Source organism: Paludisphaera rhizosphaerae, assembly GCF_011065895.1.
Lineage (GTDB): Bacteria > Planctomycetota > Planctomycetia > Isosphaerales > Isosphaeraceae > Paludisphaera > Paludisphaera rhizosphaerae.
In genome coordinates, this window is record NZ_JAALCR010000001.1 from 288,197 (window position 1) to 312,032 (window position 23,836).

Below are 23,836 nucleotides of genomic sequence, written 5' to 3' on the forward strand. Positions count from 1 at the left end.
AGCCTCCTCGATCCGCTGGCGGGGGGCGACGATCCCAATCGAACGTCGATTGGAGTCGCCTGCTGTAAACACTCGCTCGTCCATTCGTCGGACGCTTTTCAGAACCATGCGAGTCGGAGTTCTCAGGAGGCTTCCGTCAGCCCCTCGCCACCGATCAATAGGTGTCGCATCGACGTGGGGGACATGCGTCCTGCGTTTGCAACGCCTGGCGTTCCTCAATCCCACCACCGTGTTTCGCGGACTCCCCGCCGTAGGCTTGCTCGGCCCTGTCGTCGATGTAGACTGGAAGGACTGAAATCAGAGGCTTCCGCCCTCAGAGGGGGCGACGGCGAACCGAGAGCGATGCGATCACCGCTGGCCGACGTTTCGGACAGCTGGAAGCTCGCCACGGAGGCGGCAGACCGCCTCACATTCGCGGATATCATTGACGGGGAGGCGATCATGTCGTTCCGCGGCCTTTTCATCGCGGTCATGCTCAGCACGGCCATGATCGTCTCGGCCTTCGTCCTGCAGTCGAAACGGCCCCGAATCGAGACGGATCGGCCCTCGGCGGATCTGGTGAAGGCCACGGGAAAGTGCGCGGATTGCCACCGGCACGAGACGTCGGCCGTGGTTCATGAGTTCGAGATGAGCCTGCACAGCCGGAAAGGCGTCACCTGCCTGGACTGCCATCAGCCGACGAAGGGGCAAGAACCCTACGACCACAAGGGCTTCACGATCACTCGCAAACTGACGTCCTCCAACTGCCGATCCTGTCACGAGAAGCAGGTCGACGAATACATGCGCAGTCGACACGCCGCACCGGCCTGGGCGGCGGTCACCGGCAAGGCGGACTTCACCCCCGAGCAGATCGCCTTCAGCGAAGCCATCCACAAGGGGGCCGTCGACCGTCCGCCCCACCCGTTGACGGCCGTTGAGGGGCTGGCGGCCGTCAACAAGGGGTGCCGCCAGTGCCACGACGTCGGCAAACCCAACCCGGACGGCTCGATTGGTTCATGCACCGCATGTCACGCCCGTCACGTGGCGTCGGTAGAGCTGGCGCGTCTCCCGGAAACCTGCGGTCAGTGCCACATGGGGCCGGACCACTCGCAACTGGAGATCTACCACGAGTCGAAGCACGGCGTGCTGTTCAACGCTCAACGGTCGGGGATGAACCTCTCGGCCCGGCCCGAAAAGCTGAGCACCGAGGACATGCCCGTTCCCACGTGCGCCACCTGCCACATGAGCGGCCTTGAGGGGGAGAAGTTCACTCACGACGTGACGGAGCGACTGTCGTACTTCCTCTTCGCCAGCGTCTCGGACCGTCGTCCCACCTATGAGGCCGGGCGGCGGAACATGAAGGCGATCTGCCTGAAGTGCCACACGAATCCGAAGATCCAGGAGTTCTACGGCTCGGCCGAGGGAGTCGTTCGCTCGACCAACAAGCTCGTCAAGGAGGCCGACGAGATCATCGCCGGGCTGCGCAAGGACAACCTGCTGACCCCCGAGCCGTTCGACGAGCCGATCGAGTATATCCACTTCGACCTCTGGCACTACGGGGGCCGAACCGCCAAGCACGGCGCCTACATGGGAGGGGCCGACTTCGTCCAGTGGCACGGTTACTATGAGATCGTCAACAAGATGGCCGAGTTGAAGAAGTCGGCCGAGGAGATCCGGGCTCGCGCCTCGAAGGGTGAAGCCGCCCCGAAGGCGGCTGCGTCTTCGGACCCCTCAGCCCGGCCGGGAGGCGCTGCCGATGCATCCGGCGCTTCCAAGTAAGGGCTGGCTCGGCCGCCCGCAATTCTGGGTCGAGCTGTTCGCGATCGGCAACATCGGCTTTCTGGCCGTCGACGTCGGCGTCGCTCATGCCATCAACGATTTCGAGGACCCGGCGGAATACATTCCCGTCGTGTTCTCTCTGGCCTGCGCCCCGGCGCTCGTTCTGGCGATGCTGCTCGGCGGTCTCGAGCCCGCCCCTCGCGGACGGTTCCCATTCGACCGTCCCCGATGGCGGTCGGGCGTGGCCTGGGCGGTCGGCATGCTCGTCGGTTGGGGCTCGCTGTCGGTGGGAGTAGCCGGGCTCGTCTTTCATCTTAAGGGCGACTTCTTCGAACAGATGACGCTCAAGAACCTCGTCTACACGGCTCCATTCGCGGCTCCACTCGCCTACGCCGGTCTGGGCCTTCTGGTGATCCTCAATCGGATGGTGAACGCCCGCTCGCGCGAGTGGGCCCTGTGGATTGTCGTGTTGGCGGCGGGAGGCTGGGCGGGGAACTTCGTCCTGAGCACGGCCGACCACGCGCAGAATGGCTTCTATTACTCCAGCGAGTGGGCCAGCGTCGTCGCCTCGGCGATCGGTTTCGGCTTTCTCTGCGGAGTGCTGGTCGCTCCCGACGACCGCCGCTTGCGGACGCTCGTTGTCGCGATCATGCTGACGGAGATTCTGGTGGGCGTCCTCGGTTTCGGCCTGCACGTCTACGCGAACATTGTCAGGCCGACCTCGACCCTCTGGAGCTCGTTCCTTTACGGGGCCCCGGCGTTCGCCCCCCTGCTCTTCGCCGACCTTGGGATTCTGGGGCTGCTGGGGCTGTGGGCTCTGACGGTGAACCGGCCGGAATCGCCGACCGCCATTCCTCGATCGGGAGAATAAGATGGACCTAGCCGACTACCTGAAGGAACCGGTCTCGACCGATCGCCCCCGTTCGAGCGGCTGGCTGGTCTTTGGTCGGCTGGAGGTGCCAAGCGGCGCGGTGCTGGTCGCCGATCCCGTCTTCATGCTCCAGTCCGCCCCCATCGAGGTCGGCGCTGGTTCCTTCCTGGTCGAGATCGCTCTGTCCGACTTCGGCGGCCGCCGCCTGGTCTCTCGGTTGCGAGCCAGCCGGGAGCCGGGAGGGTTGCTTGGGGACAACGTTCAGCGATTCATCGTCGACTCTCAGCGCGTCGGCCTGGCGGACGTCGACCTCTTCGTAGCGGAGACGGAACCTCTCGACGACGCTGGTTACGATGCGTTTCTGGCGACGCCGCCGGCCGAAGACGTCTTGGCAGGGCAGCTTCACGCCGAGGGGCCGGCGCCCGTCGTCTTCGCCGCGACCGGGTTCGGCTCCGGCGCTTACCTGATCCGGGAGCTGGTCCTCAACGGCGAGCGCGTGGGAATTCAGGTCGACTTCGCGAACCTCGACCTGGACGACCCATCCGAAGGGTGACGCCCCGGTCTCCCTTTCGCCCCGCTCCGGTTGCAGGATCGCGGCGATGCGCGATAATGGAGGTCGCGAGAGCCTCCGCCTGTATCGAGATCGTGAGCGAGCACCTTGAGCCTGAAAATCCGTCGGATCGACTGCGCACGTGACGACGCCCGTGAGGCGATCGCCTCTCTCCGGCGCGAGCTGAGCCCCAAGGGGAACGTGGTCAGCCCGGAGGGCCGCGCCCGGACCGTCGCCGTCTTCGGCGAGCCGCTGACGCCGCCCCAGGTCGTCGAGCGGATCTGCGAACACGTCGCCGATCGCGGCCTGGACGCCGTGCTCGACTACACCCGGAAGCTCGACAAGGTCGACCTCAAACCGGCCGAGGTCCGCGTTTCGGCCGAGGAACTCGACGAGGCCCACCGCAAGGCCGATCCCGAATATCTGGCGACGATCGCCCGGATTCGCGAGAACGTCCTGACCTACCAGCGGGCGATCCTCAACCGGGACGTCCACGTCGAACCGAAGCCCGGCATTCGATTGGGTTTGCGTTACACGCCCTTGCGTCGAGTGGGCGTCTGCATCCCCGGCGGCGCTGCGGCCTATCCCTCGACGCTCCTGATGACCGTCGTCCCCGCGCAGGCCGCCGGCGTGCAGGAGATCGCGGTCGTCGTCCCCCCCACGAAGTTTGGCGGCTACAACCCCGAGCTACTCGCCGCCTGCCGCGAGCTGGGCGTCGACGAGGTCTACCGCGTCGGAGGCGCCCAGGCCGTCGCCGCCCTGGCCTATGGGGTGGATGGGATTCCGCCCGTCGACAAGATCGTCGGCCCCGGGAACCTGTTCGTCGCCCTGGCCAAGAAGCACGTTTACGGCGAGGTCGACATCGACAGCATCGCCGGCCCCAGCGAGGTCGTCCTCATCGCTGACGCTTCCGCCGACCCCCGCTACATCGCCGCCGACCTCATCAGCCAGGCGGAACACTCGCCCGGTGCGAGCATCATGCTGACCTGGACGCCCGGCCTGATCGACAAGGTCCAGGCGGCGCTGGAGGAGGCGCTCGCCACCCTGGATCGAGGCGACCTGGCTCGCGACAGCCTGGAGCGGTTCGGCGCTCTGATCGAGTGCGTCGATGAGCACCAGGCCGTGGCTCTCTCGAACATGTTCGCCCCCGAACACCTGCACGTTTCGACGGCCGATCCCGAGCGGCTGCTGCCGGGGCTGACGATCGCCGGGGCGATCTTTCTGGGGCATCTGACGCCGGTGGCGCTCGGCGATTACGCGGCGGGGCCGTCGCACGTCCTCCCGACCAGCGGCACGGCGCGTTGGGCTTCGGGCCTCTCGGCCAACGACTTCCTCAGGCGGTCGAGCCTGATCGGCGTCGATGCGCACGGGCTGGCGGCCCTGGCTCCCGACGTCCAAAGATTGGCCGACGTCGAGGGGCTCACCGCCCATCGCTGGAGCGTCGACGTCCGTTTGAACCGAGCCGACCGTTCCTGAACCCCGGCCCCCTCTCCGCTGGAGTTGAACATCATGAGCGATTCGACGCATTCCGGCGAATCCAAGGCCGACTTCAAGATCCGTCAGGCCGTTCCCGAGGACTGTCAGGCGATCGCGAACCTGATCCGCGAGCTGGCGATCTACGAGAAGCTCGACCAGTTCGCCAAGGCGACCGCCGAGGACTTCCGCCAGCACCTGTTCGGCTCCCGGCCCTACGCCGAGGTCCTTCTCGCGGAGATCGCCGGCGAGCCGGTCGGGCTCGCCCTCTTCTTCCACACCTTTTCCACGTTCCGCGGCCAGCCCGGTATCTACCTGGAAGACCTGTTCGTCCAGCCGGAGCACCGAGGCCGGGGAATCGGCAAGGCGCTGCTCGGGACGTTGGCGAAGCTCACGCTGGAGCGCAAATGCGGCCGGTTGGAGTGGGCGGTCCTCGACTGGAACGAGCCGGCGATCGGCTTTTACAAGTCCCTCGGCGCTGGGCCGTTGGACGAGTGGATCACCTACCGGATCGCCGACGAACCGCTCGCCGAACTGGCGAGGGAAGCCCCCAAATCCTGATTGCGACGAGACAAGCCAAGGAGTTCTGGAAGGTGGCAAGCACCGCCGACACGCGCCGATTCGTCCTCCCCTACATCGCCGCGATGGAGGGCTACGTCCCCGGGGAACAGCCTCAGGGGGGCTCGTTCATCAAGCTGAACACGAACGAGAACCCCTATCCTCCTTCGCCTCGAGTGAAAGAGGCCCTGGTCGGGGCCGTCTCCGACCGGCTACGCCTTTACCCCGACCCGACCGGCCTGGCCTTTCGCCAGACGGCCGCGGCGCTTCACGGGGTCGAGCCCGACATGATCCTGGCCGGCAACGGCTCGGACGACGTGCTGACGATCCTCACCCGCACGTTCGTCGGCAAGGGGGATCTCGCCGCCTACCCCACGCCCAGCTATCTGCTCTACTCGACGCTCATCAGCCTGCAGGATGGCCGCGCCCATATCGTCCCGTTCACCGACGACTGGCGGCTCGACTTCGACGCCCTCGCCGCGCCGGGCGTGAAGCTCGTCTACCTGGCGAACCCCAACAGCCCCTCCGGGACGGCCCTTCCCGCCGCCGAGGTCGCAAAGTTGGCTGCGCGGCTCGACTGCCCGCTGGTCGTCGACGAGGCCTACGGAGACTTCGCTCGCGAGAACTGCATCAAGCTGGTGAAGGATCACCCCAACGTCATCGTCACGCGCTCGTTCAGCAAGGGCTACAGCCTCGCCGGCCTCCGGCTGGGCTACCTGATCGCCGACGCCTCGATCGTCGCCGAGTTGAACAAGGTGAAGGACTCGTACAACTGCGATGCGATCAGCCTGGCCGGCGGAAAGGCCGCGCTCGAGGATCAAGGGTATTTGAACGAGACCCGATCGAAGATCATCGCCACCCGCGACCGCCTGGCCGCCGGCCTCTGCAAGCTGGGATGGGATGTGACCGACAGTCAGGCGAACTTCGTCTGGGCGACCGGCGGCCCTCCGGCCGAGCCGACGTTCCAGGAGCTGAAGCGGCGCTCCATCTTCGTCCGCCTCATGCGGTATCCTGGTTATGAGCCGGGTCTTCGGGTCAGCGTCGGCACCGACGCCGAGATCGACCGGCTGCTGGAAGTCCTCCGCGAAATCGTCTGAACAAGCGTCGGAGGATCGGATACAATCGCCCGCGATCGCCCCTGAACCGTCACCCCCGTCTGGGAACAGCGCCTTGAACGAGCCCCCGCGCGTCGCTGAGATCGTCCGCAAGACCCGCGAGACCGACATCCGCCTCTCCCTGGCGCTCGACGGACAGGGCCGCGCCGACCTGGCGACGGGGATCGGGTTCCTCGATCACATGCTGGAGTTGTTCGCTCGGCATTCGCTGATCGACCTTGCCGTGACCTGCCAGGGCGACCTCCACGTCGACGACCACCACTCGACCGAGGACATCGGAATCTGCCTGGGTATGGCGATCGACCAGGCTCTCGGCAAGAAGGCCGGGATCCGCCGCTACGGCCATTGCATCCTGCCGATGGACGAGACCCTCGTCACCTGCGCCGTGGACCTCGGCGGCCGGTCTTACTGGGTCTGGAACGCGCCGATGCCTGCCCCCAAGATCGGCGGGTTCGACAGCGAGTTGATCGCCGATTTCTGGCACGCCGTGTCCACTCACGGCCGGATGAACCTGCACGTCCTGCTGCATTACGGCCGCAACACGCACCACGTCTCCGAGGCGATCTTCAAGGGGCTCGCCCGCGCCATCCGCGACGCCGCCGAGCGCGACCCCCGAAGCAACGAGGTGCCCTCCACCAAGGGCACGATCTGACCGCAACGCAATGACGCGAAACGGAGGGAGCCGTGAGCACGAGCGACGCGACGACCGCGCCCGAGAAGCCCAGGAAGTCCCTCGTCGGGACGCTCGTGAATCTGGGGCTGATCGCCCTGGCCTTCGCCCTGCTTGCGGTCGTGATCTACCAGAACCGCGAGAAGCTCCGCGACGTCTTCTCGCGCAAGCTGGACCTCCGGCTGCTGGTCGCTGGGATCGCGATCTTCCATTGCAGCGTGATGCTGACCTTCGTCCGATGGTATGCCCTGGTTCGGGTCATCGAGCCTCGGTTCACGCTTCGGTCCACGTTCCTCCTCGGCTTCATCGGCTACGTCTTCAACCTGGTGATCCCCGGCGCGGTCGGCGGCGACCTGATCAAGGCGGCGTACCTGGTTCGGATGCACATCCGGAAGACCCAGGCCGTGGCCTCGATGGTCATCGACCGGATCCTCGGCCTGATGGGGCTGTTCCTGCTGGCCTCCATCGCCGGCGTCTTCGCCTGGAGCATGACGACGCCCGCCGTTCAGCGGTTGATCCTCGCGGCCTGGATCGCCACCGGAGCCGGGTTTGCGCTGCTGGCGGCCGTTTTCGGCCAGGTGTTCTCACGCTTCATGCCGGCCTCGATGAAGTCGGAGCATTCCAAGCTGGGGACGATCACGACCGAGTTGAACACGATGTCGTCGACGTATCGCTCGCGGCTCGACGTGGTTTTGCTGGCGCTGGGGCTCTCGGTCGTCGGCCATACGCTGAACGTCTTTGCGCTCTACCTGATGGGTCGGATGCTCTTTCCGGACATGTCGACGACGCTTGGCCAGCACTACTTGATGGGCCCGCTGACGCTCTTCACGATGGCCGTGCCGCTGCCGTTCGGGGCGCTCGGATTCACCGAGGGGGCTGCGGACCAACTCTTCAATCTCGTCGGCCACCCGAGCGGGGCGCTCGCGATGATGGGTTTCCGGATCCTGATGTATTCCCTGGGCCTGACAGGCGCTGTCGTCTACCTGCTCAATCTCAAGGAAGTCCGAGGCCTCACCACCGCCGCCCACGAGATCGAACACGAGTTGATCGACGGCGATCTCGTCGACGAGGAACCGGCGGGCGCAAGCCCTCTGGTCTGATTCCGCGCCCGTCTCCGAAACCCAGGCCGAGTTGTGGGTATAGTCCCAGTAGAGGCAGCGTGAAGGCGCGCGCTCTTTGACAACTCGGCAGGATCGAGAGGACGGCTGCGCGCGTCTTCAATTTCGTCCGCAAGGGATATCGGAGTCGCTCTGGAGGATCCGGAGGTGGTTCACAGCCCCCGACTCCAGCCGGGAATCGGCCACTGATGGACACGGATGAACGCAGATAAAGAAATCGAGGCGATCGTCGTGGATGCTCGCCCTCGCTCCGTATTTCTCATCTGCGTTCATCCGTGTCTATCAGTGGCCTGTCTCTGCCATTCCACTCACGCATCGAGTCCAAGGAACGGACCTGATGCCGCGTGAGACGAGCGTGGCCCTGGCGGGAGAATTCAAGCCTCGATTCGGAATCAGCCTGCGGCGGCTTGGTCGTGTCGAGCGAGGAGAGTCTGAAATCCCGTCAATCGAAGCCGCTGAGATTGTCGGACGCAACCAATGTTATTCCAATTGGTTACGCCCGAAATTCGCGGATGTTGGGGGCGCGATCGAACCCAAAATCAAAGCCGTCGACGGTCGATGGAGCAGCCCGGTTCGACTGGGCCTGGTTCGTCGACGTGCGGGAGACGTCGCCCGGATTCGTGATCCGATTCGACGCCCCAGGTCTCAGCGATGCAAACGAAGCCGTGTTGGCCTCGCTCCGGCGGGCTTTACCCACGACCGGCTGATCCCTTACCCTGGTCACCATTCGATAGACCCGCCCGCTGGCCAGGGGGGCGGCGACGCGAGTTGGAAGGCAGGCCCGACGCATGCGACTGTTCTCAAGCCCCCTGTTTCGCCGCAAGTCCGCCTCCCTCATGCTGGGTGAGATGGAAGCCGACGGCGACCGCCTCCATCGCCGCCTGGGGCCGTTGGCTCTTGTGGCGCTGGGGGTCGGCGCGACGATTGGATCGGGGCTCTACGTTTCGACTGGAATCGTCGCCCGCAACATCGCCGGGCCGTCGCTCATGCTCTCCTTCGTGATCGCGGCGATCGGCTGCGGCTTCGCGGCGCTCTGCTACGCGGAGATGGCCAGCATGGTCCCCGTCGCGGGCAGCGCGTACACGTACGCGTACGCCACCATGGGAGAGCTGCTCGCCTGGATCATCGGCTGGGACCTGATCCTGGAATACGCCGTCGGGTCGTGCTTCGTCGCCAACGGCTGGTCGGGTTACTTCGATTCCATGCTGCGTAATCTGATGGGGATCCACATGGACCCGCGATTGCTCAGTCCGCCCTGGGATTTCGGCGAGAATGGGTTCTTCCTGAACCGGGTCAAGCTCCTCGACGGCTCCGAAGCCTTGGCCTGGTTCAACCTGCCGGCCGTGCTGGTCACGCTGGCGGTGACGGTCGTTCTGGTCGTCGGCATCCGGGAAAGCGCGGGGTTCAACGCCGCGATGGTCCTGATGAACATTGCCGTCATCCTGACGCTCATCGGCGCGGGGGCGGCGTACATCGACCCCAAGAACTGGACGCCGTTCCTCCACGAGAAGCACGGCTGGCGCGGCGTGGCCGAGGGAGCGGCCAAGATCTTCATCGCCTACATCGGGTTCGACTCGATCTCGACCCACGCGGAGGAAGCCCGTGACCCGAAGAAGGACATGCCCATCGGCATCCTCGGGGCTCTCGTCGTCGTCACCGTGCTCTACGTTTCGACGGCCGCCGTCCTGACCGGAATGATCCCCTACGCCCAACTCGACGTCACCGCCCCGCTCGCCGCCGCGATGCAGGCGAAGGGGCTCACCTTCGCCGGCACGCTCATCACCCTGGGCATCCTGGCGGGAATGACCAGCTCGCTGCTGGTCGGCAACCTCAGCCAACCCCGCGTTTTGCTCGCGATGGCTCGCGACGGCCTGTTGCCGATCAAGTTCTTCGGGGCGGTTCATCCCCGGTTCAAGACACCCTGGAAGTCGACGATCCTCGTCGGCCTGGTCGTCGCGCTGGGCGGGGCGCTCGCTCCGCTGGGGTTCCTGGCGGACCTCGTGAGCATTGGCACGCTCTTCGCGTTCGTCGTGGTCTCGGCCGCGGTATGGATTCTGCGGATCACCGATCCGGACCTGCCGCGTTCGTTTCGGACGCCGTTCGTCCCCTTCGTCTCGACGATGGGGGTCCTCGTCAACGGCGGCCTGATGTTCTGGCTGGGGACCGACAACTGGATCCGGCTGCTCGCGTGGCTGATCGTCGGACTCTTCGTCTACTTCGGATACAGCCGCCGGCACTCGCTGCTGAATAGGACCCCAGAGGCCGTCGGGGCGGTTTCGGCTGACCTCGACGTCTGACGTCTGTACAATGGACGGGAGAGTCCCCGTCCATCAGGACGCGTCGAGGGCGACCATCCATGTTTCGCCGCCACGTCCTCAGTGCCATCCAGATCGCCGTGACACTCGCGCTTGGGCCGATCGTCGTTCGAGGCGAGACGCCCATACGCGAAGCCCCGGCCATCGCCGTGGGCGAGTCGTGGACGCGGTCGCTCGGCGACGTTCAGGCGGGCCGGCGTTACGAGATGACCGTCTCGATCGCAGCGCCGGCCGACGGTGATCGGCTCCGCGTTGAACTGATCGGACCAGCCGGTGTGACCTTTCGCAAGGACCTTCACGCCGGCGATCCCGACGTCTATCTCCCCTTCCGCCCCACGAGGGATGGTTCGGCAAGTCTCCGCCTGACGCGTGCGGACGGCCCGTCGAAGACTCCCCTGCCTGTCGAAGTCTCCTGGCGATCGGACGAGGTCGACGACGCAGCCTTCGAGGCCGAGCCGAACGACGATTGGCGGTCGGCGAATCCCCTCGTCCTCGGCCGGTCGGTGTATGGCTCGGCCGACGACGTCGACTTCCTGGAGAACTCCCAGGAAGGGAAGGCCGGGCTCGACTGGTTCCGGTTCGAAGTCTCGACAGAGAAGCCGATTCTGACCACGTTCACGCTCGACCTCGTCGATCGCGACGTCTCCGCCGACCTGGCCGTCTTCACTTTGGAGGACAGTCGGCTGACGCCCTACACGTCGGGCAAGGACCCGATGGAGATCATCCACGACCGGGAGCGGGTGCGGTACTCGAAGAACCTCGTCCGGAGGTTCACGAAGGGGGTTTATTACCTTCGCGTGAACGCCAACCATCCGGCCTACGTGCTGCGGTCGAAGACCTCGGACCTCCCACCGTTCGACGACCCCGGAAAGGCCGTGGAAGCCGGGCTGCGTTACATCCTGAACGCTGGCGACGCATGGCTTTCCCAGGTGCCGCGCGAGGGGAATCGCTTCGTCCGATCGGCCAACCTGCACGAGACGAGCCTGCGTTGCACCGGCTGCCACGCCACCAGCTTTCCCGCCGAGGCGGCGCTGGCGGCTCTCCGATCGGGCTATGAGATCGAGGATCGCGCCGCCCTTCAGGCCATGATCGATCGAATCGCCGACGGTCCCGCTCCGCTCTACGGCGATGCCGAGCTCTGCTGGCAGCGGTACATCGCGACTCCGCTGGAAGCCCAGGGGGCGCAGGGGACCGTCCTGCTCGACTTTGATCGAGAGGTCGCCGGAACGGAAACCAGGGCCCTGGAACGCTTCGGTCCGTTCCTTCGCGAAGCCTGGGGCTCGCGGACGGCGCTTCCCGAGGACGAGCACAACGTGGTGCCGACCGAGAGCAAGTTCGGCCTGGCGTGGAAGGGCTGGTGGGTTCTCTCGGAACTCGCCCGAAGGACGGGACGAGACGAGTATGCGAAAGCCGCTCAGAACATCGCAGCCGTTCTGAATTCTCGCGCGGCCGACCGAAAGGTCGAATCGCTCCAGGATCGCATCCACCGCCTCGTCGCCTGGAGCCTGATCGACGGCGCGGCGAACGCCAACAAGATCCGCCGAGAGACCGGTGCCCTCCTGGCCCTGCAAAACGCCGACGGCGGCTGGCATGAGTCCGACGCACGCCCCGGCCCGAGCGCCGTCTACATCACAGGCCAGATGGTCGACGCCCTCCTGGAAGCCGGCCTCAGACCCGATCATCCGAGCGTCGCTCGCGCCTTGAAGTATCTCCTAGCAGAGCAGAAGGACTTCGGCGGATGGTTCCAGGACGGCACGAACGAGAACTTCCGCACGCCCATGCGCGAGACCCGTTACGCCGTCATGGCCCTCGCCCGGGCCTTTCCCAGAGCCCGAGAGGCGAGGCCGTCGATCCGGCTGCGAACGGATTCCCGCTCTCACACCCTCGACGATCTGGAGTCGACCTGGGACACGCCCGCCGACGAGCGAAAGGGATTGGCTGACGCGGTCATTCCCCTGCTCCGACACGATTCCCCTCTCGTCCGCGCCTCGGCGGCCTCGTGCCTCGGTCGGCTGGAGCCGAAGGAGGCCGTCGAACCGCTGGCGGCAGCTCTCGGCGACCCCTCGAAGGTCGTCCGCCGCGCGGCCGGAAGCGCACTGCGGAGGCTCGGGAACCGTGGCATCGGCGTCGCAGCGATCGGCGCGGCTCTCGACGACTCAGACCCGCGTGTGAGGAGGTCGGCGACGAGTCTGCTCACCTTTCAGACCTACGGCGTCGACGAAGCGCGGGAGCTTGCCGAGCACCTCATCCGACGCATGAGCGATTCCGATTATCTCACTCGTTTCGACGCCGCGCGAGCGCTCCGCCGCTGGTTCTACAGGACGCCGGAGACCGCCCTTCGGAAGCAGATCGTTCAGGCGTTTCTGGCACGGATGGGGGCGGAAACCGATCCGCTGCAGCGCCGCAACCTGAGCGAAAACCTCTATATCATCCTCGATGAGAACCTGGGCGGAGGCGTGAGCCTCCAGCGGAATCTTGAGGCTCTCCCCGAGTCGCTCCGCGCGACGGCTCTCGAAGCTCGCAAGCTCGTTGAACGCGACGCCCTCCTCGGCCCGATCCTGGCGGTTCTTCGCGACGGCGACGCCCTTCAACGCGACGGAGTCTTGCAGGCATTCGACGGGTCGTTCTTCCAGGGGCGAACCTACGCTCGCCAACCGGAGAACGCCGTCGATGTGGGGAACGACCGCGAGTTCGGTTTCCTCTATCAGGTTCCAGCCAGTGACATTGAAACCGCCTTCGACCCCCTCCTAACCTCGCCGCTCACCCCGCCGAATCGCCTTCGGGCTCTGCAACTCGCCAGCTTCTTCAAGCTTCCAGCGATGACCCGAGTCCCCACAATCCAGGCGACCTTCCTGCGTGCCCTCGACGACGCCGATTCCGACGTACGTGCCATCGCCCGGAGGATCGTTCGCGAGGAGCTGAGTCTCGACGGCGTCGAACTCGACGCCGAGCGCGTGAGGGAGATCGCCGATCTGGTCGATCGATCGACCCACGCTCGTTCTCCGCTCATCGCCGCGATCGGCCGCAACCCAGGGCTCGCGGGACGTCCCGAGATCACCTCGGCCCTCGCTCAGGTCGTGAAGAACGCCGAGGGATCGCCCGACCTGCTTCCAGTCCTTGACCACCTTGGACTCACCCCTCCGGAGATCTTCACCGCGATCGAGCGCGGCTGGCCGCGCTTCTCGCCGACGAACAAGTCTGACGCCCTCCGAACGGCTCTGCGCGTCAGCACATCTCCAACTGGGGATGCCACGAAGGCCCTGCTCGCTTTGCTTCGCAAGGCGTCCGCCGATCCATCGGAGGCCGTCCGCGAACTCGCCTACGACGCCCTCATCGACGAGGTCTCTCGAACCACGTCCGAAGCGGCTCCGGCCATACTCACCGCGCTTGCGGACGAGTCCCCGAGACTTCGGCGGTTAGGGTTGGCGGCGACGGCGCGCCGGGCGTCATTCTGGGATCGAGCCGACGCAATGGAACGGCTGGCTCGGCTCCTCATGGACCCCGACTCGGCTGTCCGGTTGGACGCGCTTGACGTCGTCAAGCACAACCGATTGCTCGTCCGATTCCCGGTCCTCTCCCACCGCGTCAAGGCCCTGGCCGATGATCCCGCTCTGGCCGGGAGGGTCGACGCCATGCTCCGCGCTTCGGACTTCGACCCCGAGACAATCTCCGCCGACGCGCAGCTCGATCGACCGGTCTTTCTCGATCTCGACATCTTTCGAAAAAACATCAATCCCCTCTTCTCCAAGCCGGGGCCCGATGGCCACTCCTGCGTCGACTGCCACGTCAGCCACACGATCCTCCGACTCGCAGAGCCCCGCGATGGCGGCCCGAGCGACGCCGACGTCCTCCTCAACTTCACCTCCGCCTCGAAGGTCGTCGACCTCGTCCACCCCGAGTCGAGTCTCCTGCTTCGCAAGCCTCTGAGTCCCCACTCAAAAGACGAGACCGCCCGGCCCGACGCCAACCATGTCGGCGGTCGACGCTGGGAGGGCGTCGACGATCCTGCCTATCGCGCGGTGCTCTCCTGGATCCGACGGTCCGCCGCCAGCACCGTCCCCGCCCCCCGCCCCGAACCCGAGGAGGTCATCGATCTCGCTCCCATCGTCCCCTGATTCCTGACTATTGGATCCTAAGCTCAGAACAGGCGTGAATTCGTGAGATAGCTTGACGGCACAATCTTTGTCTGGCAAAGTGATGGCCGCTTTGCATAACAAAGACACCTTGCGAGTCGTGTTTCCAGGAGGAGACTTATGGCGACGGTCGACGCGGGGAGCGGCAAGAGCGAGAACTGGGGGCAGGGGTTCCGTGAACTCGACCGGATCCTGCGGGGCGAGTCGACGCGGCTCTCCGAGTTGCGCCGGGGTGAGGTTCCGGTCGACTCCTGGATGCTGACCCGGGTGATCGTCGTGCTGGCGATGCTGCACGGCGTCTGCATGGGGACGTTTGCGGTCCTGTCGAGCAAGGGGCCGGGATTGTCCCAGGTCGTCGCGTCAATGGTGAAGGTGCCGCTGCTCTTCTATCTGACGCTGCTTGTGACGTTGCCGTCGCTCTACGTCTTCAACGCGTTGGTGGGCTCGCGGCTCACGTTCGCATCGATGTTCCGATTGCTGTCGGCGACGCTCGGGGTGAACGTGGCGGTGCTGGCCTCGATGGGGCCGATCGTGGCGTTCTTCTCAGTCTGCACGACGAGTTACCCGTTCATGGTGCTGTTCAATGTCGCCGTGTTCGCGGCGTCCGGGTTTCTGGCGCTGGCGTTCTTGCTGCAGACGCTCCAGCGATTGAACCTCGCCCAGAGCCTTGAGCAGACGCCCGAGTTGGGCTCGCCCGAAGAGTCGGTCGGGGCGATCGAGGCGACCTCGGATCAGTTACTGGCGAAGCACGTGCGGACGATCTTTCGGCTCTGGGTGGTCCTCTTCGGCCTGGTCGGCGCTCAGATGGCCTGGGTGCTGCGGCCTTTCATCGGCAACCCGGACGTCCCATTCACCTGGTTCCGGGCCCGCCAGTCGAACTTCTTCGAGGCCGTGCTCCACGCCTTCCAGGCCCTCTTCTCGTGAAGCCGGAGGCCCGTCATGCCTTCCACGCTTCTTGTTGAGGCCGATTCTCTGCTCCGCGCCGGGCCTACGCGTGAGGCCCCATGGCGATGGCGGTTGGCTGTGCTGTTGGCCTTCGGGGCGTTCTACGGTGCGGTGATGGGGTCGTACAGCCAGAGCGGCGGCGTCCGGCCGCTCCAGATGGTCTACTCGGGGCTGAAGGTCCCGCTGATGCTGACAGCGTCGTTCGCCCTGAGCCTGCCGACTTTCTTCGTCGTGAACACCCTGCTTGGGCTTCGCGGAGACTTCCCCAAGGTCGTCGCCGCGTTGACGACGACCCAGGCCGGCTTGACCGTGATCCTGGCGTCGCTTGCGCCGATCACCGGATTCATCTATGTGTCGGGCGTCGACTATCGCAAGGCCGTCCTCCTGAACGGCCTGATGTTCGCCGCGGCGAGCTTCGGCGCGCAGGCAATCCTTCGACGCTCCTACCGCGACCTCATCGCCGCCCGACCGATCCACCGCCAGGCGCTTCGGGCCTGGCTGATCGTCTACGTCTTCGTCGGCGTCCAGATGGGCTGGATCCTCCGCCCGTTCATCGGCGACCCGTACCAACCCACGCAGTTTTTCCGACAGGAGGGCTTCAGCAACGCCTATGTCGCCGTCGCGCAGATGGTCTGGAGCGTGATCTCGCGGGGACGTTGAGGGCCGATCTCGATGTCAACAGGGCTGCGTAAAGGCGGTTTACACCCCGCGTTCGGTTGATTCAACGAGGTCGCGTCCCCTCAAAGAAGGACCGTGGTCCGAGAACCACGTTCTTTTGTTCAATCGAGGCGACCGTCCTTCGCCGTCGGCTTTCATCCAGCGAAGATGCGAGGGTGAGCGCCGTGCCGGGATCATCCCGAGCGATCACGAGCGCCGCCTCTTCGATCTGACGTTGACGTTTCCGGTTCGCCGGGTCGCGACATTCCTTCATGAGCAAGTCGATGATCCCTTTCCGAAGCTCCGGACAGGAAGGCGACAGTGCGTGAACATGGATGAGCAGAGCGTCGGCCCGGGAAATGGGGGAAAGGTCTTCGGCGACCACCTTCCTGACCTGGTCGAGAGCAGCACGAAACATGCTGCGGGTTCGCTCCCTCGCACCGGGGCCAGAGAGCGAGTGACCGGCAAGTGCGGCAACAGGCCACGCGACCACTGTAGCCGCTCGATTCGGAATCTTGATGGACCAGCCGCTTTCCAGCGACTCGTCAATAATCCCAAAGAACGGCTTCTCGGCATCCACTCGCCAGGCTACCGAGGCCAGGGCCTGGCAACGGAACCACGGGTCGCTGATGTTCCGGGCGATTCGTGATGCAGCCGCGACATCCGCAGTTGCGATCCGCGCCACCCGATCTCGATCCTGGGTCGCTGACATGGATACCAGCCCTCAGGATTCTCAAGCTTCGATGTTGCCGAGAGAGCCGCTTTTAGCGATTCGTTGATTGATTCGACCTTACCGTGAACGCGGCTCAACGCCCAGCAGGTGCCGGACGAAGAAATCGCGGCGGCGACGGTCGCCGTAGGGGCCGCCGCCGGCGCCGTGGTCGGCTCCGGGGAAGACGATGAGGTCGAAGTCCTTGTCGGCCTTGATGAGGGCGTTGACGACCTGCATGGTCGAGGCGGGGTCGACGTTGCGGTCGAGTTCACCGACGGTCAGCATCAGCTTGCCGGTCAGCTTGGGGGCGAGCGTGACGTTGGACTGCTCGGCGTAGTGGGGACCGACCGGCCATCCCATCCACTGCTCGTTCCACCAGATCTTGTCCATGCGATTGTCGTGGCAGCCGCAGTCGGCGACGCCCACCTTGTAGAAGTCGCCGTGCGTCAGCAGGCCCGCCAGGGCGCTTTGGCCGCCGGCCGACCCGCCGTAGACGCCCACGCGCGAGATGTCCATCGCCGGGTCCTTCTCGGCAGCGGCTTTCATCCAGAGGACGCGGTCGGGGAACCCGGAATCCAGCAGGTTCTTCCAGCAGACGTCGTGAAAGGCCTTCGACCGCTCGTTCGTCCCCATTCCGTCGATCTGGACGACGATGAAGCCCAACTCAGCCAGCCCTTGATGGGCGTGATAGGGGGCGAACCGCTTGGGCACGAACGACCCCTGCGGGCCGGCGTAGATCTGCTCGATCACCGGGTATTTCGCCGACGCGTCGAACTTCCGAGGGCGGCAGATGATCCCGTAGATGTCGGTCTTGCCGTCGCGCCCCTTGGCGACGAACCGCTGCGGAGGCTTCCACCCCGACGATTCCAGCCGCGAGACGTCGGCCTTTTCCAGTTCGCAGACGAGACCGCCGTCCTTCACCCGCCGGAGTTCGGTCACGGGCGGCAGGTCCACGCGGGAGTAGGTGTCGACGATGAACTCGCGGTCGGGCGAATAGTCGATCTCGTGGGTGCCGTCGCCCGCCGTGAGGACCACCAGATCCGAGCCGTCGAAGTTCACCCGGGCGAAATGGACGTGGTACGGGTCCTGATCCGCGTGGATCCCGCCCGCGCGGAACCAGATCTGCCGCTTCTCCTCGTCGACGCGATCCACCCCTCGGACCACCCACGGCCCGCGCGTGATCTGGTTCTTCACCTTCCCGTCATTCAGGTCGATCAGATAGAGGTGATTCCAGCCGTCGCGCTCGGACATCCAGATCAGCTCATGGGTGGCGTCCATCCGCCGCTCGAACAGCTTGGATGAGTAGCAGAAGAACGTCTCCGGCTGCTCGTCCACAGTCGCCGAGGCTTTCCCGGTCGCCGCGTCGACGGCGATCACCCGCATCACCTGGTGCCCGCGCTGGTTGTACAGAAAGGAGAACCGGCTGGAATCGGGCGACCAGTGGAAGTCGTCGATACTCCACGGGTTCGGAGCCAGCTCGGGAGTAATGGGGATTTCTTTGCGGGTTTCGACATCGAACAGATGCGGCCGGGAGACGGCGATCTGGTCGCCGGGCTTGAGGTAGTCGTGGGTGAAGACCTTCGGCTGAAGCTGGTCCTTCGGCGAAGAATCGATCATCGAGACCTTGTGTTCCGACCCCTTTCGAGTGCGGAGGGCGATGAACCGCTTCGAGTCGGGCGACCAGAAGACCCGCGGTTCGTAGGCGTCGACGTCGGCGCCGTCGAAGGTGAGGATGGTATCGTTCCCCGAGACCCGCTCGTGCAGGATCAGGTTGTGGTCGCGGAGTCGAATCGAGAGCTTGCCGTCCGGAGAGTCCTCGCCCCTGGGGGCTCGTCGCGTCCCTTCATTCGCGAACCGCCGCCGCTCGGGACCCCCGCGTTCGGGTTCGGCGGGCGGGGCTGGCGCCCCTTCGGGGATGGGCGCTTCCTTCAAGTCGCCGGCCGGGTCGAAGCGATAGGTCTTGCCGTCGAAGGCGAAGTGGACTGCGCCGTCCTCGGCGATCGTGAATCGGTCGAGGCTCAGGTGGTCGGCCTTCAGCGGCTTACCGGACGTCTTGCCGAGGGCTTCGGCCAGCTTCTCGTGGTCGAAGGCCGGTCGACGTTCGCTTTTCTCGGCGTCGACGTAGATGTACTCGCGCGCTCCCTCCGCAAGGCTGTTCGCGTACCAGAACCGATGCCCCTTCGGCAGCCACGCAGGCCGGACGCGGGCCTTGAAGACCTTGTCCCGCGTGGATTCGGCCAGGCCCTCGGCCCTTGCGTAGGCGGCTTTCGACCCCTCGTCTCCCGCCGCAGCGATCCCCGGAGTGACGGCTGAAATGAGAGTGAACGCGACGAGACGGCGGGCATCCGCAAGCTTCATGGTCAAGGCCGGGCTCCGGTGTCTGGGGCAGGCGACGGGAGGGGCGTCGAACAGAATTCGTAGATTGGTTAGTATGATAGAGCCAGGGTCATTAAGAAAGGCCCATCTGTGGGCCGGAATCCCCGAAGGAGAAGGCATGTCGAGCGCATGGCGCGGCGTTTTCGCGGCGGTGACGACTCAGTTCCACAGCGACCAGTCGCTGAACCTCAAGTCCACGTTGGCTCACATCGACGCCATGCTCGACGCCGGCCTCCACGGGCTGATCATGCTCGGGACCGTCGGTGAGAATTACTCGCTGGAGTATCCTGAAAAGCTGGAAGTCCTCCGCGCGACGGTCGACCACATCGGTGGTCGCGTCCCAGTTCTGACGGGCGTCGCTGAGTACACCACCAAGCTCGCCTCACGATATGCGGTCGACGCCAAGGAGATCGGCGTGGACGGGCTGATGGTCCTGCCGACCATGGTCTACAAGACCGCGCCCGAGGAGACGATGGTCCACTATCGGACGGTCGCCAGGGCCACCGACCTGCCGATCATGGTCTACAACAACCCGGTGTCCTACGGCGTGGACATCACCCCCGCGATGTTCCAGGAACTGGCCGACGAGCCGACGCTGGTCGCCATCAAGGAATCGTCCGAGAACGTGCGCCGGATCACCGACCTCAAGAACGCCTGCGGCGACCGCTACACGCTTCTCGCCGGCGTGGACGATCTGGTGCTGGAAAGCCTGATGCTCGGCGCGGAGGGCTGGGTCTCCGGCCTGGTGAACGCCTTCCCGGCCGAAAACCGGCTGCTCTGGGATCTGGCCGAGGCCGGCCGCTGGGAAGAGGCCCGCGAGGTCTACCGCTGGTACATGCCGCTGCTGCATCTGGACACGTATCCGAAGCTCGTCCAGTACATCAAGCTGGCCGTTCAGGAGTGCGGCTACGGGTCGGAGACGGTCCGCGCCCCCCGGCTGGCCATCGAGGGCGAGGAACGCGAGCGTATCCTGGCGATCATCCGGAAGGGGATCGCCGAACGTCCCCAAACGACCGCGTCGGCCTGACTGGATCGAGAGGAGCCGCCCTCGTGCCGAGTCCATCGCTCCGTCGGATCGAAGTCATCGATTCCCACACCGGCGGCGAGCCGACCCGCGTGGTCGTCGCCGGCGGTCCCGACCTGGGTCGGGGGACGATGGCCGAACGCCTCGACGTCTTCCGCGACCGCTTCGACGACTTCCGATCCTGCGTGACCAATGAGCCGCGCGGGTCGGACGTCCTCGTCGGCGCCCTGCTCTGCGAGCCGGTGAATTCCGACTCGGCGGCCGGGGTGATTTACTTCAACAACGTGGGCTACCTCGGCATGTGCGGCCACGGGACGATCGGCCTGGGGGCGACGCTCGCCCACATGGGCCGGATCGTCCCGGGAAGCCATCGCCTCGAGACGCCCGTCGGCGACGTGACGATGGAACTGGAAGCCGACGGCTCGGTCGTCGTCGAGAACGTCGTCAGCCGACGCGCGGCCAAGGACGTGGCGGTCGATGTCCCCGGTCTCGGCCGGTTCGTCGGCGACGTCGCCTGGGGAGGGAACTGGTTCTTCCTGGTCCATCACCATGACGAACGGATCGACGCGGCGAACGTCGAACGGCTGACGGACGTCGCCTGGCGGATCCGACAGGCTCTCACGGCCCAGGGGATCAAGGGCGACGACGGCCGTGAGATCGACCACGTCGAGCTGTTCGGCCCCCCCTCATCATCGGCCGCCGACGGCCGCAATTTCGTCCTCTGCCCTGGCAAGGCCTACGATCGTTCGCCGTGCGGGACCGGCACGAGCGCGAATCTGGCCTGTCTGGTGGCCGACGGCAAGCTCGCCGAGGGCCGCGTCTGGCGGCAGGAGAGCGTGGTGGGCAGCGTCTTCGAGGGCGTCGCGAAGATCGTCGACGGGGGCGTCCGCCCCCGGATCCGCGGCAGGGCCTTCATCACAGCCGAGGCGACGCTCCTCGTCGACCCCGGCGACCCCTTCGGTGCGGGCATCCGGATATGAGCCAGAGCGTAATCGTGATCGGCGGCGGGGTCGTGGGGACCTCGTGCGCGTACTACCTGACAAGGGCCGGCTGGAACGTCACGGTCATCGACCGAGGCGCGATCGGCGGCGGCAGTTCGGCGGGGAACTGCGGCTTCGTCTGCCCCAGCCACGTCCTGCCGCTCACCGAGCCCGGCATGGTGGGCAAAGGGCTGGCGTCGCTCTTCCAGAAAAACTCGGCCCTCAAGGTCAAGTTTCGCCTCGACCCAGCGCTCTGGTCGTGGATGTACCACTTCGCCCGCCGCTGCAACGAGCGTGACATGCTTGAAGCCGCGAGGGGAATCCAGCCCATCCTGGAGAGTTCACTCCACCTCTACCAGCAGCTCATGAAGGACGAGGCCCTCGACTGCGAGTGGCACGAGCGCGGGCTCTTCTTCGTCTACCGCGACCGCAAGGAGTTCGATGCCTACGCTCCGACTGACAGGCTGCTCGACGAGAAATTCCATTGCCCGGCCGAGCGCATCGAAGGCGACGCCGTCCTCGAACGCGAGCCCGCGCTGAAGCCGGGCCTCGCGGGCGGCTGGTACTACCACGAGGACGCTCACTTGCGGCCGGACCGGCTCATGAAGGCCTGGCGGGCGAACGTCGAGGCGTCCGGTGGGACCTTCCGCGAGAACTGCGGCTTCCAGGGCTTCATCCGCAAGAACGGCTCGGCCTCTGCCGTGAAGACGACCCAGGGCGAGCTGACGGCCGACGCCTTCGTCATGGCCGCCGGCGCGTGGACGCCGATGCTTGCGGAAGGCCTCGGCTGCAAGGTCCCCATCCAGCCCGGGAAGGGCTACAGCATCACGATGCCCCGGCCGAAGATCTGCCCGAACGTCCCGATGATCTTCCCCGAAACCCGCGTCGCGGTGACCCCGTTCGACTCAGGCTATCGCCTCGGCTCGACGATGGAGTTCGCCGGCTACGACGAAACGATCGACCCGTCGCGCCTCAAGATCCTCCGCGACGGGGCCGCCCCGTACCTCCAGGAACCCGAGGCCGAGCCCGTTCAGCAAACCTGGTTCGGCTGGCGACCGATGACCTACGACGGCCTGCCGATTATCGACCGCGCCCCGGCGATCAATAACGTCATGATCGCCGCCGGCCACAACATGCTGGGACTCTCGATGGCCACCGGCACCGGCAAGCTTGTCGCCGAGATGCTCAACGGCGACGAGCCTTTGATCGACCCGAAGCCCTATCGATCGACACGGTTCTAGCATCATCAGGTTGATCGCATTTCATCGGTCAGTTCGAGGTATTCCCGACATTCCGCCAGAATGTCGTCCGCATACTCCTTTTGATGTCTCCGATCGTCCTCGTATTCATAAGCCAGTCCGGCGAAGCCTCGGAGTTCGTCGAGGCTGAGAACCCACCAGTAGACATCGCGGGTGATCCGGCTTGCCCCTTCATACGGTTCGATCTCGCCGACCACGACGGCTCGAGCGATCCGACGGGCCGTTCGACGCCCGGCTTCCTCCGGCGTTGGAATGACGATCCCGAGCTCCTTCACGGCGGCAAGAAACAGCTTGCGTTGGGTCTCGGCCTCGCACCCGTCCGAACCGGCAAGCCGTCTCAGCATCGGCGAATCGAGGCCCTCCAGAAGGGCCTCGATTCCGATCTTCCATAGGTCGTTGTCATCCAGGAGGCAGAGTGCATGGGAGTCCAAATCCTGGTTCAAAGCCATCACCACCTCCAACTCACTCTCACGGCCTGCGCCCCACCATCACCACGATCGGGAACGTGAACCAGATCTCCCCATCGATTACACGGGCGTTCACGCCGAGGCGGTCGACGCCCAGGTCCGCGCGGAAGATGCGGCGGACCTCGTCGTCAGCGCCCGGCTCGGGGTCGGAGGCTTGCAGCAGGTCGTCGAGCTTGACGTCGAGGCCGTAGAACTTCGGGGCCTCCATCGCTAATCCAGCCGATTCGTAAAGGGCGGCGAAGTCGTCGAGGCTCAGCGCCTTCGTGTGCGAAGGGTCGCGCAGCTTCTCGACGGCGTCGTAGGCGGCCCCCTGCTTGGGGTCCTGCGAATAGACGTCGACGACGACGACTCGACCGCCAGGGCGACAGACCCGAGCCATCTCTCGCAGTACGTCCGAGGGCTCCAACAGGTGGTGGAAGGCGTATCGCGAGAAGACGACCGTGAACGCGGCGTCCTCGAAAGGGAGCCTGGAGACGTCCGAGACCCTCCAGTCGACGTTCGCCAGCCCCCTCGAAGCCTGGAGCTTGCGGGCCTGGTCGATCATGCCGGGGGTGATGTCGACGCCCGTGACGCGCTTCGCGTACCTGGCGAAATCGCAGGCGACGAGCCCGGGGCCGCAGGCGACATCGAGGACCACGTCCTCCGGGCCAATCCCGGCGGCCTCGCGGACGAGTCGCATGGCGTCCTCGTCGGAGTGGGGCGCGTAGGCCGCGAACGGCTCGGCCTGGGCGGTGAACTGCTCCACGATCAACTGATTCTGGCGGTCGTGATCCATCGTCGGTCCTTGGCGGTGGGAGAGTCCGGGGATTCAATTCCCCGGTGGAGGAACCAGGAAGACCGAAGCCGAGCACGTCA

General features: G+C 65.6%; 20 protein-coding genes. 15 read left to right on the top strand and 5 right to left on the bottom strand.

Annotated features, from left to right (window positions below; genetic code table 11):
• Positions 1–441 precede the first annotated feature (441 nt).
• The 7 genes from G5C50_RS01195 to hisB all read left to right on the top strand — a co-directional run bounded on the left by G5C50_RS01195 (position 442) and on the right by hisB (position 6,977).
• Entirely contained in the window at positions 442–1,758 is a 1,317-nt protein-coding gene (locus G5C50_RS01195) for an ammonia-forming cytochrome c nitrite reductase subunit c552 (protein WP_165063820.1), read from the top strand.
• Positions 1,736–2,629, top strand: a complete 894-nt coding sequence (locus tag G5C50_RS01200) for a hypothetical protein (protein ID WP_165063822.1) — start codon at positions 1,736–1,738, stop codon at positions 2,627–2,629. Before G5C50_RS01195 ends, G5C50_RS01200 begins: the two co-directional genes overlap by 23 nt.
• A 1-nt stretch (position 2,630) precedes the next feature.
• A complete protein-coding gene (locus G5C50_RS01205) occupies positions 2,631–3,182 on the top strand; it encodes a hypothetical protein (protein ID WP_165063824.1) in 552 nt (183 codons plus the stop codon).
• A gap of 105 nt (positions 3,183–3,287) precedes the next feature.
• Positions 3,288–4,655: a histidinol dehydrogenase gene (gene hisD / locus G5C50_RS01210; RefSeq protein ID WP_165063826.1), complete on the top strand. Its 1,368-nt coding sequence runs from the start codon at positions 3,288–3,290 to the stop codon at positions 4,653–4,655.
• A gap of 33 nt (positions 4,656–4,688) precedes the next feature.
• Positions 4,689–5,213, top strand: coding sequence for a GNAT family N-acetyltransferase (locus G5C50_RS01215; RefSeq protein ID WP_165063828.1), 525 nt, complete (start codon positions 4,689–4,691; stop codon positions 5,211–5,213).
• A 32-nt stretch (positions 5,214–5,245) separates the two neighbouring features.
• Positions 5,246–6,307: a histidinol-phosphate transaminase gene (hisC, locus tag G5C50_RS01220; RefSeq protein ID WP_240906904.1), complete on the top strand. Its 1,062-nt coding sequence runs from the start codon at positions 5,246–5,248 to the stop codon at positions 6,305–6,307.
• A 73-nt stretch (positions 6,308–6,380) separates the two neighbouring features.
• Complete coding sequence (hisB, locus tag G5C50_RS01225; RefSeq protein ID WP_240906905.1) at positions 6,381–6,977, top strand: imidazoleglycerol-phosphate dehydratase HisB; 597 nt, start codon at positions 6,381–6,383, stop codon at positions 6,975–6,977.
• Here the strand turns inward: hisB and G5C50_RS33125 are convergent.
• Positions 6,892–7,122: a twin-arginine translocation signal domain-containing protein gene (locus G5C50_RS33125; RefSeq protein WP_165064453.1), complete on the bottom strand. Its 231-nt coding sequence runs from the start codon at positions 7,120–7,122 to the stop codon at positions 6,892–6,894. The genes hisB and G5C50_RS33125 overlap by 86 nt on opposite strands.
• Between G5C50_RS33125 and G5C50_RS01235 the strand changes: the two genes are divergently transcribed.
• From G5C50_RS01235 to G5C50_RS01260, 5 genes are all read left to right on the top strand, one after another.
• A complete protein-coding gene (locus G5C50_RS01235; protein ID WP_165063832.1) occupies positions 7,010–8,095 on the top strand; it encodes a lysylphosphatidylglycerol synthase transmembrane domain-containing protein in 1,086 nt (361 codons plus the stop codon). The genes G5C50_RS33125 and G5C50_RS01235 overlap by 113 nt on opposite strands.
• Before the next feature lie 806 nt (positions 8,096–8,901).
• A complete protein-coding gene (locus tag G5C50_RS01245) occupies positions 8,902–10,410 on the top strand; it encodes an amino acid permease (protein ID WP_165063836.1) in 1,509 nt (502 codons plus the stop codon).
• Positions 10,411–10,469: 59 nt separating this feature from the next.
• Complete coding sequence (locus G5C50_RS01250) at positions 10,470–14,543, top strand: HEAT repeat domain-containing protein (RefSeq protein WP_165063838.1); 4,074 nt, start codon at positions 10,470–10,472, stop codon at positions 14,541–14,543.
• 138 nt (positions 14,544–14,681) lie between these two features.
• Entirely contained in the window at positions 14,682–15,485 is an 804-nt protein-coding gene (locus G5C50_RS01255; protein WP_165063840.1) for a hypothetical protein, read from the top strand.
• A 15-nt stretch (positions 15,486–15,500) separates the two neighbouring features.
• Positions 15,501–16,166: a hypothetical protein gene (locus G5C50_RS01260; protein WP_165063842.1), complete on the top strand. Its 666-nt coding sequence runs from the start codon at positions 15,501–15,503 to the stop codon at positions 16,164–16,166.
• Positions 16,167–16,227: 61 nt separating this feature from the next.
• On the opposite strand, the gene G5C50_RS01265 is transcribed toward G5C50_RS01260, so the two are convergent.
• Positions 16,228–16,875, bottom strand: coding sequence for a hypothetical protein (locus tag G5C50_RS01265; RefSeq protein ID WP_206107552.1), 648 nt, complete (start codon positions 16,873–16,875; stop codon positions 16,228–16,230).
• A gap of 78 nt (positions 16,876–16,953) precedes the next feature.
• Positions 16,954–19,233 (bottom strand): S9 family peptidase, encoded by a 2,280-nt coding sequence (locus G5C50_RS01270; protein WP_165063846.1) that lies wholly within the window; start codon positions 19,231–19,233, stop codon positions 16,954–16,956.
• Between the two features lie 136 nt (positions 19,234–19,369).
• Here G5C50_RS01270 and G5C50_RS01275 point away from each other — a divergent pair, with 136 nt between their 5' ends.
• From G5C50_RS01275 to G5C50_RS01285, 3 genes are read left to right on the top strand one after another with little or no spacing between them, the layout of a single operon-like run.
• Complete coding sequence (locus G5C50_RS01275) at positions 19,370–20,278, top strand: dihydrodipicolinate synthase family protein (RefSeq protein WP_165063848.1); 909 nt, start codon at positions 19,370–19,372, stop codon at positions 20,276–20,278.
• 23 nt (positions 20,279–20,301) lie between these two features.
• Complete coding sequence (locus G5C50_RS01280) at positions 20,302–21,255, top strand: 4-hydroxyproline epimerase (protein ID WP_240906906.1); 954 nt, start codon at positions 20,302–20,304, stop codon at positions 21,253–21,255.
• Entirely contained in the window at positions 21,252–22,496 is a 1,245-nt protein-coding gene (locus tag G5C50_RS01285) for an NAD(P)/FAD-dependent oxidoreductase (protein ID WP_165063850.1), read from the top strand. Before G5C50_RS01280 ends, G5C50_RS01285 begins: the two co-directional genes overlap by 4 nt.
• Before the next feature lie 5 nt (positions 22,497–22,501).
• Here the strand turns inward: G5C50_RS01285 and G5C50_RS01290 are convergent, their stop codons facing one another.
• Both G5C50_RS01290 and G5C50_RS01295 read right to left on the bottom strand, forming a co-directional pair.
• Positions 22,502–22,963 (bottom strand): hypothetical protein, encoded by a 462-nt coding sequence (locus tag G5C50_RS01290; protein ID WP_165063852.1) that lies wholly within the window; start codon positions 22,961–22,963, stop codon positions 22,502–22,504.
• A 19-nt stretch (positions 22,964–22,982) separates the two neighbouring features.
• The gene (locus G5C50_RS01295; RefSeq protein WP_165063854.1) at positions 22,983–23,756 is read right to left on the bottom strand and encodes a class I SAM-dependent methyltransferase; all 774 of its coding nucleotides are present in this window, start codon (positions 23,754–23,756) and stop codon (positions 22,983–22,985) included.
• Positions 23,757–23,836: the final 80 nt, after the last annotated feature.

What these genes read in the sequence shown, in the direction of transcription:
- G5C50_RS01195 (WP_165063820.1), top strand. Translation starts at nt 442, where the DNA reads ATGTCGTTCCGCGGCCTTTTCATCGCGGTCATGCTCAGCACGGCCATG.
- G5C50_RS01200 (WP_165063822.1), top strand. Translation starts at nt 1,736, where the DNA reads ATGCATCCGGCGCTTCCAAGTAAGGGCTGGCTCGGCCGCCCGCAATTC.
- G5C50_RS01205 (WP_165063824.1), top strand. Translation starts at nt 2,631, where the DNA reads ATGGACCTAGCCGACTACCTGAAGGAACCGGTCTCGACCGATCGCCCC.
- G5C50_RS01215 (WP_165063828.1), top strand. Translation starts at nt 4,689, where the DNA reads ATGAGCGATTCGACGCATTCCGGCGAATCCAAGGCCGACTTCAAGATC.
- G5C50_RS01245 (WP_165063836.1), top strand. Translation starts at nt 8,902, where the DNA reads ATGCGACTGTTCTCAAGCCCCCTGTTTCGCCGCAAGTCCGCCTCCCTC.
- G5C50_RS01250 (WP_165063838.1), top strand. Translation starts at nt 10,470, where the DNA reads ATGTTTCGCCGCCACGTCCTCAGTGCCATCCAGATCGCCGTGACACTC.
- G5C50_RS01255 (WP_165063840.1), top strand. Translation starts at nt 14,682, where the DNA reads ATGGCGACGGTCGACGCGGGGAGCGGCAAGAGCGAGAACTGGGGGCAG.
- G5C50_RS01260 (WP_165063842.1), top strand. Translation starts at nt 15,501, where the DNA reads ATGCCTTCCACGCTTCTTGTTGAGGCCGATTCTCTGCTCCGCGCCGGG.
- G5C50_RS01265 (WP_206107552.1), bottom strand. Translation starts at nt 16,875, where the DNA reads ATGTCAGCGACCCAGGATCGAGATCGGGTGGCGCGGATCGCAACTGCG.
- G5C50_RS01270 (WP_165063846.1), bottom strand. Translation starts at nt 19,233, where the DNA reads ATGAAGCTTGCGGATGCCCGCCGTCTCGTCGCGTTCACTCTCATTTCA.
- G5C50_RS01275 (WP_165063848.1), top strand. Translation starts at nt 19,370, where the DNA reads ATGTCGAGCGCATGGCGCGGCGTTTTCGCGGCGGTGACGACTCAGTTC.
- G5C50_RS01285 (WP_165063850.1), top strand. Translation starts at nt 21,252, where the DNA reads ATGAGCCAGAGCGTAATCGTGATCGGCGGCGGGGTCGTGGGGACCTCG.
- G5C50_RS01290 (WP_165063852.1), bottom strand. Translation starts at nt 22,963, where the DNA reads ATGGCTTTGAACCAGGATTTGGACTCCCATGCACTCTGCCTCCTGGAT.
- G5C50_RS01295 (WP_165063854.1), bottom strand. Translation starts at nt 23,756, where the DNA reads ATGGATCACGACCGCCAGAATCAGTTGATCGTGGAGCAGTTCACCGCC.